Consider the following 14990-nt stretch of genomic DNA (forward strand, 5'->3'; position numbering starts at 1 on the left):
ATTAGCTTGTTAAGGTCATTGCTATGACACTTATAATTTACTTGAAAAACGATAGCCTGCACCGCGAACGGTTTGTACTAAACGGTCATGCCCTAATGGTGCAATCGCTTTACGTAGACGACGAATATGTACATCAACTGTACGGTCTTCTACATATACATTTGTTCCCCATACATGATCAAGTAATTGTTCACGGCTGTAAACACGTTCTGGATGTGTCATGAAGAAATGGAGTAATCTAAATTCAGTAGGACCCATATCTAATTCACTCCCTTCTGATGTTACACGGTGTGAGATTGGATCAAGGCGTAAACCATGAACTTCAATGGCTTCTTCTAATGAGGTTGGTGAAACACGGCGAATAACCGCTTTAATGCGCGCCATTAATTCTTTAGGAGAAAATGGTTTTGTTACGTAATCATCAGCACCTACTTCAAGACCGCGTACTTTGTCTTCTTCTTCACCGCGAGCTGTTAGCATGATGATAGGAATTTGACGAGTGTATTCGTTTTGCTTAAATTTTTTCGCAATTTGAATACCGCTACCACCTGGTAACATCCAATCTAATAAAACCATATCTGGGTATGGTTCTACCATAGCTTCAATTGCAGAGTCATAATCTTCTGCTTCAATTGCTTGAAAACCATTTTGCTCTAGAACAAAAACCAGCATCTCTCTGATAGGCGCTTCGTCATCGACGACTAGTACTTTACGTGACATTCCAATTTATCTCTTTCGTTAGCGAACTGGTTTCATTATTATGACTAAGTATGACATTTTTATGAAAGTCTAACGAGTAATTCAAAAAGCGCAAAAAAATCAATGCAAAAATAGCCATTTTTTACGCTTTAATAGTAAATTTCGGATTAAAAGTCATACCTTAAAGTGACTGCCAAGTGATCTTCGTCAGCATTATTATCTAGTGAAAACTGCGTATACCACATGTACATACGTGCTTGTTTTGACAGGCTTCGTTCAACGCCTACAGAGGTACCACTCCCCGAGTCTTTCAACTTACCGAAGTTACCATCAGTATCTTGGTATTGCGCCAATAACTTATATTTATCTATTTTGTAGGATGCACTTACCAAAAAGCCATCTTCTTTATCAGAACCAGCTACTTTTTCGCTTTGTTGATACATACCACCTAAGGTTAAATCGCCTAATTTACCTTGCGCCGTAAACCGTGTTGTATCATAACCGGCTACTTTACTGTCGTGGGCAACACTGACAAAGTAAGGCGCTTTTTTAAATTTACTATCACCATACATAAAGGCCGCAGAGATACCGGTTTCTTCGTCTTGTTTAGAATTATCTTCAGCAATATAGGTGACCACAAATTGCATATTGCCGACAATTGGCGAGCTATAATGAACCACATCGCCAAGGCGATTTTCGCCATTAAATAAGGCTTTAACATCACCATTAAAGTCGTTCATTAAATCAATTTTACCCTGCGATACTTTTAACGCTGTATCATGTCGACCAAGCACTACCTGCCCATAACTGCCTTGAAGACCAACATATTGGTTACGAGCGGTAATATTCTCTTCTGTTTTACCATCGCTATCTTGATCAGCCGCATTTACTGCAAATTCAAACTTATATACAGCTTTTAATCCATCACTTATTTCACCACTGCCTTTAATACCCATACGTGAACTGTAGCTCTCAATAGACGTTTCGCTGCCATCGCCAGTGTCGCTATTAGCAACCCCTAAATGGGCCCGACCATACACATCTACAGCTTCGGCAGCACTATGAAAAGAAATAAAGCACATTGCAAAGCTCGACAACATCATGGCAGGTTTATTCATGGTAGCGATCCTCAATTTAAGCAATAACTTAAAAATCGAACATAAAGGGCTTTTGGTCAAGGCAAGGTGGCTATATTTCACATAAAAATCACGGATCACAGATCTACTAACTCTATCAGATCAAGATCAGGTTTTTACCAAGTTGATCACCCACAGATCAGTTTTTTACTTAGAGAGTAAGATAACTTGTTGATTTAATGTTAAGACACTCAGTATTTCGTTTAAAAGCTGAGCAAAGAAAAGCATATGATCAGTATACAACTAGTAAAATAATGATCCGTGGAAGCGAAGGTTAGTAAAACAGTGATCCTGGAAAAGCACGAGTAAGTAAATGGCTGATCCGCCTTGATCAAGGCAATAAAAAGCCGGCATGCAAGCCGGCTTTTTCAATTTATTATCAATTACTTGATTTGTGGATCAAGTTCACCCGATAAGTATTTAAGGTGCATATCATCTAAAGAGATAGGCTTGATCTTACCAGCTTGGCCTGCCGTACCAAACGCTTCGTAGCGAGCAACACAGATCTCAGTCATTGCTTTCGTTGCTTCAGCTAAGTATTTACGTGGATCGAAGTTAGCTGGGTTTAAAGCTAAGTGGCGACGAATTGCACCTGTAGATGCTAAACGAAGATCGGTATCGATATTTACTTTACGAACACCGTATTTAATACCTTCGATGATTTGCTCTACTGGCACACCATAGGTTTCAGGGATTTCACCACCGTATTGGTTGATCACTTCTAACCACTCTTGTGGCACTGAAGACGAACCATGCATCACCAAGTGTGTGTTAGGAATACGCGCGTGGATCTCTTTGATGCGATCAATCGCTAAGATATCGTCTGTTGGTGGACGCGTGAATTTGTACGCACCATGTGATGTACCACAAGCAATAGCAAGTGCATCAACTTTAGTTTTACGAACGAAATCAGCGGCTTCTTCAGGATCTGTTAGCATTTGATCAGTAGATAATTTACCTTCTGCACCCACGCCGTCCTCTTCACCTGCTTCACCTGTTTCAAGTGAACCTAAAACACCTAACTCGCCTTCTACAGACACACCACAAGCATGTGCCATTTCAACAGTTTGACGAGTAACATCAACATTGTATTCATAACTTGAAGGAGTTTTACCATCAGACATTAATGAGCCATCCATCATTACTGATGAAAAGCCTAACTGGATTGAACGCTGACATACACCTGGTGAAGTACCGTGGTCTTGGTGCATTACGACTGGAATATGTGGCCATTCTTCAACGGCAGCTAAAATCATATGACGAATAAAAGGGGCACCAGCATAGGCACGTGCGCCTGCTGAACCTTGTACAATTACCGGGCTGTTTGTTTTGTCAGCCGCTTCCATAATTGCGCGCATTTGCTCTTGGTTATTAACGTTAAAAGCAGGTACGCCGTAACCATTTTCAGCTGCATGATCAAGAAGTTGTCGCATACTGATTAAAGCCATTTGGTATTCTCCAAATTGTATCGACAGTAGTTTCCTACTATCTAGTTTGAACGGATAAGTTATTTTTTGATGCATCACTGCATCACGAAAAGCTCGCGCCTACCGTAACAGCTGTAAATAAAACGAGGGTGAGAGGTATTTTATTAACAGCTAAACCAGCGTAATTACCTAATAACTACGCTGGCATACGCACTAATTACTTAGCACGTTCTTCAAGCATAGCAACTGCTGGTAATTTTTTCCCTTCTAAAAATTCAAGGAAAGCACCACCACCGGTTGAAATGTAAGAAACTTTATCGGCAATGCCGTATTTATCAATCGCTGCAAGCGTATCACCGCCACCAGCAATCGAGAATGCACTTGAGTTAGCAATCGCATCAGCAATAGCACGTGTACCGTTGCCAAATTGGTCAAATTCAAATACACCTACTGGACCATTCCATACAATGGTGCCTGCATTAGCAATGATTTTTGCTAATTGGTTTGCTGTATCAGGACCAATATCGAAGATCATGTCTTCGTCTGTTACTTCATTCACATCTTTTAGTGTTGCCACTGCAGATTCTGAGAACTCATTACCTACAACAACATCAGTTGGTACCGGGATTTCACCGTTATTAGCTTTTGCTGCCGCACTTAATTTATTTGCTTCATCAATTAAATCAGCTTCAAATAAAGACTTACCTACTGAGTGACCTGCTGCTGCGATGAAGGTATTAGCGATACCACCACCTGTTACAAGTTGGTCAACCACTTTAGAAAGTGAATCAAGTACAGTTAACTTAGTCGATACTTTAGAGCCACCAACAATAGCAACTAAAGGACGAGCTGGGTTATCAAGCGCTTTACCTAGTGCGTCTAACTCTGCCGCAAGTAGTGGACCTGCACATGCAACATCAGCAAATAAACCCACACCGTGAGTCGATGCTTGTGCACGGTGAGCCGTACCAAATGCGTCCATTACGTAAACATCACATAATGCAGCTAGTTTTTTAGACAATGCTTCGTCGTTTTTCTTTTCGCCAGCGTTAAAACGCACGTTTTCGAAAACAACCACTTCGTTATCAGCAACGTCTACGCCTTCTAGGTAGTCTTTTTCTAGACGAACTGTTTGCTCAAGGGCATCATTTAAATAATTAACCACAGGGGCAAGTGAAAACGCTTCATCATATTCCCCTTCCGTAGGGCGGCCAAGGTGTGACATCACCATTACTTTAGCGCCTTTTTCTAACGCTAATTTGATAGTTGGTAATGCTGCACGAATACGCGCATCAGAGGTCACTTTACCTTCTTTTACAGGCACATTTAAATCTTCACGAATTAACACGCGTTTGCCGTTTAAATCTAAATCTGCCATTTTAATGACCGACATGGACTTCTCCTTAGTTAACGATACTAATATTATATTTATAAATTATTGGCTTACAGCCATCATCGCACGCGCAGTGTCGAGCATACGATTCGCAAAGCCCCACTCATTATCGCACCACACTAACAACTTTATCAGTCGTTTATGACTAACACGTGTCTGAGTGCCATCTATGATACAAGAATGTGGGTCATGATTAAAATCTACCGATACCAATGGCTCTTCAGTGTAACTTAAAATACCGTCAAGGCGGTCTTTTGCAGCTAACTTAAGTGCTTGATTGACAGTCGCTAAATTCACATCGGTATTCACTGTTACACTTAAATCCATCGCCGTCACGTTGATAGTGGGTACCCTAACAGCAATGGCTTCAAAGCGACTATGAAACTTAGGCAAAATACGCTCAATACCACGAGCAAGCTTTGTATCTACCGGAATAATAGATTGGCTTGCAGCACGAGTGCGGCGTAAATCATGATGATACGCATCAATCACTTGCTGATCATGCATCGAGGCATGAATCGTTGTAATAGCCCCAGATTCAATCGAAAATGCGTCATCCAGCACTTTAATCACTGGCACAATACAGTTTGTGGTACATGAACCGTTTGAAACAATCGTATGTTCAGCTTTTAGCTCATCATCGTTAATACCATACACAATTGTGGCATCGACATCAGCATCTGCAGGCTGCGAAAACAATACTTTTTTTGCACCAGCAGCTAAGTGTAGTTCTGCATGTTCACGAGAGTGATACACCCCAGTACATTCAAGAACCACATCAACATCAAGCGTTTGCCATGGCAGTTCTGCAGGGTTTTCTTCTGCAAATAAGGCTATAGAGTCGTTAGCAACCGTTAAAGTATCTTCGCCAAGATTAACTGGAAATGAAAAGCGGCCATGAGATGTATCGTATTTAAGGAGATGGGCAATGCCCTTAGGGTCGGCTAATTCGTTAATAGCGACAATTTTGATTTGATCTTCAAGCCCAGACTCATACAGAGCACGGACGATGTTGCGCCCAATTCGACCAAAACCATTAATTGCAAGTTTGATTGCCATGAAGAAGAAAATCCACTCTATTTGCTTGCAGATAAAGGCAGCTGCCTTTTAGATGGCGGTATTGTAATCGACCTTACACATTATTATAAGAGGTCAGCCAAAATAAAAATTGCTTAGCATATTTTAGATGGCTCAATTTTGGTAATCGACCTTACACATTATTATAAGAGGTCAGGTGAAATAAAAGTTGCTTAGCATGTTTTAGATGGCTCAATTTTGGTAATCGACCTTACACATTTTTATAAGAGGGTAGGTAAATAAAACTACTTTAACAACCCTAGATAGCTCAATTTTGGTAATCGACCTTAGACATTTTTATAAGAGAGCAAGGTAAATAAAACTGCTCTAGCAACCTCTCTCTTTTTTCCTTTATAGCCAGCGACGAACAGATTTTTTGTATTGCTGGTATGCTGACCCAAATTTCTCTGCCATAAACGTTTCTTCTGGCATAATTTGAAATCGGTTCATATAAAGAATAAATACCGGCAACATAATAAAACTCGCAATATTACCAAGATAAATTCCCCAACCAACTAGCATTAGTAACATACCAACATACATTGGGTTACGGCTAAATTGATAAACACCACTTGTAACAAGACTCGCCGACTTTTCTGGAATTCGAGGGTCAACAGTCGTACCTTGCTTACGAAATTGATAAACACCTAATAAAGCAAACACCACACCTAAAAATGCAATGAGTAGTGCTACAAAAGATGATGCAAAAAACGAGAAGCTAAAACTCATAAACAACTCTGCTATGCCCCACATCATCAACGCAATGATCAGCAGCAGCGCGACTGGAGGAATTTTTAATTCTAACTGATTCACACAAGCTCCCCTACTTTCAATGCCTTACCACGACTGATTTGATGACACTGGGCTAAGAATAACTCGGCCGTTGCCATGGCATCAGTCAGGGCATGGTGCGAGCTGTAATGCGGTAAGTTGTAGCGTTTACGGCATTCGCTAAGTGTTAAATCATCGTGGCCAATTTCGTGGCCTTGCTGGTGCAGGCGTTTTTTTTCAATAACAAAGGTATCAAGAATTAAACGCGCTTTTGCATCTAAGCCAAGCGTTCTGCAGGCCTGTTTTAAAAACCCCCAATCAAGTGCCGCGTTATGAAACACTAAAATGCACTCACCAAAATGCTGATGCAGCTTTCCAAGAATGCTTTCGAGGCTTTCACCTGTATCTATATCTTGTTTTGCAATACCGTGATAAATCGGACTTTGCTCTAAGCTTTGCACGTCTTTATTTATTAAGTGCTGCGCACCGCTGAGTTTAATGCATTGATCTTCTATCATCACCCACGCCACCGAGACAATTTCGTGCTGGCGAGGATCTAGGCCCGTTAATTCCATGTCTATCACTACGTAGCGTTCTTTATAGGCATCGGCTGCCAAGAGTTGCTTGCGCGCTAAATACCGACTTAACCAGCGTTTAACCATACCCTCTCCTATAAACTACCGCGAGCAAATTTAAATGCGGCGGCTTGCTGTGCCTGTTTAACCAAATAAAATGCTTCTTTTAATTGATGTCGCTCTAATGAATTCAACGCATTTGGGTTAATACAGTTGCTTGGCAATCCCTCTTCGTTAATTTGTGTGCCTAAACGCAGCTGGGTTAAAAAGCGCCAACAGTCTTTTAGGTTATATAAGTCATCTTTATTGAGTAGCGAAAATTTCATTAATGCATCAATACGCTCTTGCGTATTAGCACGCTGAATACCCGCTTTGAGGGAATATAAACGTACTATGTCGTTGATGATCACCACACCGCGTTTTTTTAAGTCGAGGTACTTATGCTGCTTTTCGTCTTTCTCTAATTTAAATTGATTAAACAAACCAATGGGCACTGGCGTATTTTTAATGTCGCTGGCCATAGCCGCATAGAATAAGTCATTTTTAGAAATGCGTTTTAGCTGCTCACAAAAGCGCGCATATAAGGTAGTGGAACCTTCAATAAAACGTAGGTCAAAAAATATCTTACAATTGAGCATCGCCTCTGGTGTAGGTGAGGTGATCCACTTATGAAACTTTTCTGTCCAAGCATTAATGCCCATACGGCACTGTGCATTGCTCGCCATAATATTGCCAGGGCAACGTTTTATACCGCACTCAATTAAATGCTCACAGACATACTCGCCCATGCGCTTAAAGTAATCGTGTTGTTCTTCTGTTAAATCATCAGGTAGCAACAGGCCATTATCTTGGTCAGAATGCAGTGTTTGTTCTTCTCGTGCTTGTGAACCAAAACAAATAAAACTAAAGCTGGTTTGTGCCGCGCCATTATCTTCTTGGAACAAACGAATTAACCGCGAAGTCAGTGCATCGGTTAAGCCACTTAATAATTTACCAATCAAGGAGATGTCATCAATATTGTTTGAAAAACCTTTTAATAAACCGGGTATTTCTTGCGAATAACGCTTTAAATCAACCACGCTGTGCGCTTTGTAAATTCGTCCGATCAATTGTACTGGGTCGCTTTTTTGCTGACGCAGTAAATCCGTACTGGTGAGCATACCAAGCGGTTTGTGATGTTCATCAAGCACAGGTAAATGGTGAATATTGTGCTTAAGCATTAAGTGTAGCGCCGAAAACACGCGGTTATTTTCAAAAATAAACTTGGGCTTACACGTCATGATGCTACTTACTGACTCTTGTGGGTCAACCTCATCGGCTAATACGCGGTTGCGTAAATCTCGGTCGGTCACGACTCCTACAAGACGCTCATGTTCAGTCAACATAATCGATGAAACACCCTGTTGTTTCATTTTTTTAGCGGCTTGACGAATACTTGCATCTGGCGCCAAGGTGACGGCCTTGCGATTCATCAACTCGCAAATTTTTTTCTCCGACCAACTGTCGTTTTGACTTTTATAATGAGACGACAATAAACGGTTTTTATGGGCACGAACAAAGTATTGCTCAAACACCTTATACTCACGGCGTAAGTAATCAAATGCCGCTTGGTTAAGCATGTAAACAATGCCTTCCTTTTGCACTGAAATGCTATTTTGAATTGCTTCGCCAGTTAACAGTGAAGGAAAACCAAAGTAATCGCCACTTGATAACTTAGTGATCACATCACCTTTTGGGTCGAGCAAATCATAATCGCCAGAGCGAATTAAAAATAATCTTAGATTATCCGAACTTAACCACTGATTTTGATTCTCACGGGTCAAATAAATAATATCGAGATGGTTTACAAAATACTCACTGGCAGCGCCATCAAGCTGATTAAATGGCGTTTGCTGCATCACAAATTGGGCGACTTCCTGTTGCTCGGTATTCATGGTCATTCTCGCTATAAAATAGAGACAATATCTACACTACCCCTGTTTGAAATAAATAAAAAGCCCGACTTAAGTCGGGCTTTTAAACGTCAAGAGTGTGTTCTTATAAAATGGTTTTATTAGTGCGCGTGTGCTGCGCTCGAACCTTTAGGGTTACGGATACCTTCAACCATTTCTTGGATTTCAACTGGTGTTTCAGCCGTTAGTTTAAGTACGATTGCTGCAACTACAAAGTTAACAATCATACCAATAAGACCGATACCTTCAGGTGAAATACCAAATAACCAGTTTGCCGGTGTATTCAACTCAGGGCTTACGAACTTGAAGTAGATAATATAAGCCGCTGTGAATGTAATACCTGTCACCATACCCGCAATCGCACCTTCTTTATTCATCTTCTTAGAGAAGATACCCATAATGATGGCTGGGAAGAAGCTCGCCGCTGCTAAGCCGAAGGCGAAGGCAACAACCGAAGCCACGAACCCTGGCGGGTTAATACCAAAGTAAGCTGAAATCACAATCGCTATCATCGCAGCTAAGCGCGCTGCAAGTAGCTCTTGTTTGTCACTTATATCTGGTTTTAAGGTGCGTTTTAATAAGTCATGGGATACCGAGGTCGAGATCACCAATAGTAAGCCTGCTGTTGTTGATAGCGCTGCTGCGATACCACCTGCTGCGACTAGTGCAATCACCCATGCTGGTAAGTCTGCAATCTCAGGGTTTGCAAGTACCATGATGTCGCGGTCCACTTTAACTTCGTTTGCGCTGTTTGGATCATCAATCTTACCTGCTGAGTAGAACATTTTGCCGTCACCATTTTTATCGTTAAAGGTGATTAGGCCTGTTCTTTCCCAGTTTTTAACCCAAGCTGGTGCTTCTGCGTACTCTGTACCGCTACCGTCTTTACCGTTAATTGTATCAATCATGTTTACACGAGCGAATGACGCTACAGCAGGTGCTGTTGTATAAACAACTGCAATGAAAACAAGTGTCCATGCAGCTGAGATACGCGTGTCTTTAACACGTGGAACAGTGAAGAAACGAACGATTACGTGCGGTAAACCTGCTGTACCAACCATTAGCGCGCCTGTGATTGCGAATACATCAATCATGCTCTTCGAGCCTTCGGTGTACTGCGCAAAGCCAAGCTCGGTACTGAGTCCATCTAGTTTATCAAGTACAAACTGTCCTGAGCCATCGCTAAGGGTTGCACCGAAACCGGTTTGTGGGAAGAAGTGACCTGTCATCATCATTGAAATGAAGATTGCTGGAACAAGGTAAGCAAATACTAGTACACAGTACTGAGCTACTTGCGTATATGTAATCCCCTTCATACCGCCTAATACAGCGTAGAAGAATACAATCACCATACCAATGTAAACACCGGTCTCAATATCTACTTCTAAGAAGCGAGAGAAAACCACACCTACACCACGCATTTGACCTGCGATATATGTGAAACAGATAAAAATAGCACATAAAATTGCAACAACACGTGCAGCTTGTGAGTAATAACGGTCACCGATGAAATCAGGTACCGTGAACTTACCAAACTTACGTAGGTAAGGAGCTAAACAAAGTGCAAGTAGTACATAACCACCTGTCCAACCCATTAGATATACACCACCGTCATAACCCGCAAACGAGATAATACCCGCCATTGAGATAAACGATGCCGCACTCATCCAGTCAGCAGCGGTTGCCATACCATTTGCTAGCGGCGGTACACCGCCCCCTGCAACATAGAATTCATTTGTTGACCCAGCACGAGCCCAGATTGCGATGCCGATATAAAGCGCGAAGCTTAAACCGACGATAATAAACGTGAGTGTTTGAACATCCATTGCTTAGCTCCTATTCGTCTACGCCGTATTTTTTATCTAACGTATTCATTTTGAAAACGTAAACAAAAATCAAAGCAACAAAGGTGTAAATAGCGCCTTGCTGGGAGAACCAGAAGCCGAGTTTAAACCCAAAGAAACGTATCTCGTTAAGTACGTCTACCAGTAAAATGCCGAAGCCAAATGACACGACAAACCAAATTGCTAATAATTTAAATAGCAGTGCGAGGTTTTCCGCCCAATAAGCTTTTGCTTGTTCTTCATCTTTAAAAGCCATTTTTTATCCCCTTATGCATTACAAAAAAGTAATGAGTGGTATTAGTTGTCATTAACTAAGTTAGCAAGGGTTCTGATTTATGGAATTGAGACCATAGTCGTAACAGTTAGTTTACGTTTACGTAAACTGCAAAACACCATTTGTTAACGAATGGTAAAAAACAATATTTAACAACAACTTAACCTATAAAGATAAATTTGCGAAATAGCGAAAATAGTAAAAACGAATGATCTGCGACATTAGTCTAATAACAGCGCATAAAACAGTACTATCTTTTAAATATCAACAACTTGCTTTTTATTAATTTTTATTGCAAAAAATCTAGCCATCGAAATCGCGCATAATTCTGGTAAGGTAGTGTTATTACAATAATTACTGAATTTAAACATGACAGCTGCGCTTTTATTTGTTGCACTCGCCTATATTGGCGTGTTGTTTTGGTTGGCAAATTGGGGAGACAAAACCACTCCTCTTGCAAAAAGAATTAGTCACCACCCATTTGTCTATTCTTTTTCACTAGGGATTTACTGTACGTCTTGGACCTACTATGGTTCGGTTGGTACAGCAGCCACCAGCAGTTGGAACTACTTACCTATTTTAATTGGCCCTGCGCTGCTATTTTTCTTCGGCCAAGGGTTTTTACGTAAATTAGTACTGGTCAGTAAAAAGCAAAATATCACCACTATCGCCGACTTTATTTCTGCTCGCTATGGTAAACGGCAAACCACCGCGATTATGGTAACGATTATCGCTTTATTAGCGACTATTCCGTATATCGCACTGCAATTAAAAGCACTAAGTAGCAGCTTCTTACTGCTGCAAAACGACGATCGTATTTCGGGATCTATGCTGGCCCTTTCAGCAACACTTATCATGGCAATGTTTGCGATATTCTTTGGTACTCGTAAGGTGGATGTAACCGAATATCGCTCGGGGCTGATGCTGGCTGTTGCCTTTGAATCGATGATTAAATTACTGGCTTTAGTGGCCGTTGCTGGGCTTGCTTTATACACATTATTTAATTTAACTACGGTGCAAACCGAGCAACTAAAGGGCTCTATTTGGCAGCACTGGCATAACTTCGACTTTTTTAGCTTTAACTTTATCGGTCAGTCATTAATGGCAGCTGCGGCGATTATCTGTTTACCAAGGCAGTTCCATGTAACTGTGGTCGATAACCAAGATAAACGCCATCTTTATACAGCCCGCTGGGCATTCCCCCTGTATTTGTTACTGACTGCTGCAATGATTTTCCCTATTGCAACGGCAGCTATACACCCAGGCATTGGTAGTGGCTTCTCTCCAGATAGCTTTGTATTAGCCCTACCGCTGATGCACGAAAACGCCTTTTTAACGACCTTTGTATTTATCGGGGGTCTATCAGCGGCTACAGCGATGATTGTTGTAGCCACACTTACACTCAGCACCATGATCTCAAACGATGTGGTATTGCCGCTAATGCTGCGTCGTAAGTTTAAACGTAACCTCATCACCAGCAGCTATAAATCACAAATTCTGTTAGTTAGACGATTCACAATTGCTGGCATTTTGATTTTGTCGTATTTCTACCAGCAATGGTTTGGCCATGGTAAAGCTTTGGCTAGTATGGGTTTAGTCGCCTTTTCTTTAGTCTCGCAATTACTGCCTGCTATTGTGGGTGGTCTATATTGGCGAAAAGGCCATGCTTATGGGGTTTATGCGGGATTATTAGCAGGCTTCATTTGCTGGGTTTTATTCTTAATGCTACCTATTTTAGATGCAGGCAATACCTTAAACGCAGAGCTACAACAAACACTCATTACTCGTGGCACCCTCATTGCTTTATTTGCCAATATTGGCTGTTACATTAGTTTTTCGCTCGGTGCAGATGAGCGTTTAATTGATAAAATTCAGGCAGCTGCCTTTGTTAATCCTAAAGATCAAGCTGTGTTTGCTAGACGCTTGAATAAAAATGTGAAAGCCACCGTCTACGACTTTAAGGTTCTACTACAAACCTTCTTGGGCGTACAGCGATCGCAACAAGTTTTAGCCCATTACTCTTTAACTCATAACTTAGATAATAATAACGCACACCCAGAACCTGAGTTTATTGCCTATTGTGAACGCGCCTTAACTGGTGTGCTTGGTGCCTCTTCAGCACAGGCGCTGATCCACACAGTTGCCTCAGGTAAACGCATGGCCTTTGAAGAAGTCGTTAACTTTTTTGATGAAACCACACAAGCTCTGCAATTTAACCAAAACCTATTATTCACCTCACTTGAAAACCTCAGCCATGGTATTTCTGTTGTTGATAAAGAGCTTAATTTAGTGGCATGGAATAAGCGCTACGCAGAAATGTTTGACTACCCAGAAAACTTTTTAGAGGTTGGTCAACCCATAGAGGAAGTGATCCGCTACAATGCCGAGCGCGGCGAGTGTGGTCCAGGTGAAGTTGAGCGCCATGTAGAAAAGCGCGTGCAGCATCTTAAAAACGGCACGCCCCACCACTTTATTCGCCACCGCCGTAATGGCCAAGTGTTCGAAATGATTGGTAACCCACTGCCAGATGGTGGCTTTGTAACAAGTTTCTCTGATGTTACCACGCATATCGAAACGCAAAATGCGCTTGAAGAAGTAAACATGGACCTTGAAAACCGTATTGAAGCGCGTACTCAAGAAATCCGTACTATCAATAAAGATTTACAAGCACAAATCGATAGCCGAGTACAAACTGAGCAAGCACTTACTTTAGCTAAAAAAGAGGCAGAACAAGCTAATGACAGTAAAACGCGATTTTTAGCCTTAGCAAGTCACGATATTTTACAACCGCTGAATGCGGCGCGCCTGTACCTTGCAGCCATTGATGATAAAACCCTCTCTAACAACAACTTAAATAACTTTGAAAAGCTTGGCGCAAGTTTAGATTCAACGGTGCATTTGATGTCTGCGCTGTTAGAAATTGCCAAGCTCGAGCAAGGGGCAATGACGCCAACTCCACGTCACTTTAGTATTGATGACATACTTGCCCCGCTTAAGAACGAATACGCCATTATGTCGAGCGAAAAAGGCTTAAAGCTGACGGTGCGTTCAAAAGGAGTAATTGTTCACAGTGATATCACTTATTTACGACGAATTATTCAAAACTTGGTGTCAAATGCGGTTAAATACACTGATAGTGGCCGAGTTTTAATTGCTTGTCGCAAACGCAAACATCATTTACGTATTGAAGTATGGGACACAGGCCCCGGCATTACAGAAGTAGAGCAAGCGAAGATCTTTAATGACTTTTATCGTATTGAAGCGGGAGATAACAAAGGGGTTGGCCTTGGCTTAGGAGTTGTAAAACGAATGGCCGACTTACTCTCTTTACGATTAGATGTCAGTTCAAAGCCTGGCAAAGGTAGCCGCTTTAGTATTGAAGTACCTTATGGTGAAAGCCAATTTATTCAACAAAAAGAGGCACCTAAAAAAGGTGTTGAGAACCGCAGTGCAATGAATATTATTGCGGTGGATGATGACCCAGAAAACCTTAATGCCATGGCAAGCCTATTGCAAAAGTGGCAGGCCAATTACCAACTCTTTGATCAAGTTGAAACCGTGATGGCCTATGCCAAAGAGCACCGAGCGCCCGATGTGATCTTAATGGATTATCAGCTCGGTCATGATTGCGATGGCATCACGCTTATTAAAACCCTACGAGAAATTTGGCAAAGCCCAGTACCGGCAATTTTAATCACAGCGGTACGTGATGAAGCGCTAAAACAGCAAACCAAAGAAGAGCAAATTCATTACCTTAGTAAACCTGTTAAGCCCGCAAAACTCAAAGCACTGCTTAACCACAGTACTTAACAATAGTGCTTAACCAACGTTTTTAAAAACAT

General features: G+C 41.5%; 11 protein-coding genes. 1 reads left to right on the plus strand and 10 read right to left on the minus strand.

Features of this window, described 5'->3' with window-relative positions; genetic code table 11:
• Positions 1 to 30 precede the first annotated feature (30 nt).
• The 10 genes from phoB to BIZ38_RS15100 form a co-directional block, all read right to left on the minus strand.
• Positions 31 to 720 carry a phosphate regulon transcriptional regulator PhoB gene (gene phoB / locus BIZ38_RS15055; RefSeq protein ID WP_054551169.1) on the minus strand — a complete coding sequence of 230 codons (690 nt, stop codon included), beginning with the start codon at positions 718 to 720 and terminating at the stop codon, positions 31 to 33.
• Positions 721 to 866: 146 nt separating this feature from the next.
• Positions 867 to 1817, minus strand: coding sequence for a porin (locus BIZ38_RS15060; protein ID WP_262387616.1), 951 nt, complete (start codon positions 1815 to 1817; stop codon positions 867 to 869).
• Between the two features lie 401 nt (positions 1818 to 2218).
• The gene (fba, locus tag BIZ38_RS15065; protein WP_187490641.1) at positions 2219 to 3283 is read right to left on the minus strand and encodes a class II fructose-bisphosphate aldolase; all 1065 of its coding nucleotides are present in this window, start codon (positions 3281 to 3283) and stop codon (positions 2219 to 2221) included.
• Positions 3284 to 3479: 196 nt separating this feature from the next.
• Positions 3480 to 4655, minus strand: coding sequence for a phosphoglycerate kinase (locus tag BIZ38_RS15070; RefSeq protein ID WP_187490642.1), 1176 nt, complete (start codon positions 4653 to 4655; stop codon positions 3480 to 3482).
• Between the two features lie 42 nt (positions 4656 to 4697).
• Positions 4698 to 5714: an erythrose-4-phosphate dehydrogenase gene (gene epd, locus BIZ38_RS15075; protein ID WP_054551164.1), complete on the minus strand. Its 1017-nt coding sequence runs from the start codon at positions 5712 to 5714 to the stop codon at positions 4698 to 4700.
• Between the two features lie 369 nt (positions 5715 to 6083).
• Complete coding sequence (locus tag BIZ38_RS15080) at positions 6084 to 6545, minus strand: methyltransferase family protein (protein WP_187490643.1); 462 nt, start codon at positions 6543 to 6545, stop codon at positions 6084 to 6086.
• Positions 6542 to 7165, minus strand: coding sequence for a 3'-5' exonuclease (locus BIZ38_RS15085; RefSeq protein ID WP_119852378.1), 624 nt, complete (start codon positions 7163 to 7165; stop codon positions 6542 to 6544). Before BIZ38_RS15085 ends, BIZ38_RS15080 begins: the two co-directional genes overlap by 4 nt.
• Positions 7166 to 7173: 8 nt before the next feature.
• Positions 7174 to 9012, minus strand: a complete 1839-nt coding sequence (locus BIZ38_RS15090) for a DUF294 nucleotidyltransferase-like domain-containing protein (RefSeq protein WP_187490644.1) — start codon at positions 9010 to 9012, stop codon at positions 7174 to 7176.
• A 119-nt stretch (positions 9013 to 9131) separates the two neighbouring features.
• The gene (locus tag BIZ38_RS15095; RefSeq protein WP_054551161.1) at positions 9132 to 10856 is read right to left on the minus strand and encodes a sodium:solute symporter family protein; all 1725 of its coding nucleotides are present in this window, start codon (positions 10854 to 10856) and stop codon (positions 9132 to 9134) included.
• Between the two features lie 10 nt (positions 10857 to 10866).
• Positions 10867 to 11130 carry a DUF4212 domain-containing protein gene (locus tag BIZ38_RS15100; protein WP_054551160.1) on the minus strand — a complete coding sequence of 88 codons (264 nt, stop codon included), beginning with the start codon at positions 11128 to 11130 and terminating at the stop codon, positions 10867 to 10869.
• 387 nt (positions 11131 to 11517) lie between these two features.
• Between BIZ38_RS15100 and BIZ38_RS15105 the strand changes: the two genes are divergently transcribed.
• On the plus strand, positions 11518 to 14958 hold the full coding sequence (locus BIZ38_RS15105) for a PAS-domain containing protein (protein ID WP_138618560.1): 3441 nt from the start codon (positions 11518 to 11520) through the stop codon (positions 14956 to 14958).
• Positions 14959 to 14990: the final 32 nt, after the last annotated feature.

The sequence above is a fragment of the Pseudoalteromonas sp. BZK2 genome (assembly GCF_014349195.1).
Lineage (GTDB): Bacteria > Pseudomonadota > Gammaproteobacteria > Enterobacterales > Alteromonadaceae > Pseudoalteromonas > Pseudoalteromonas simplex.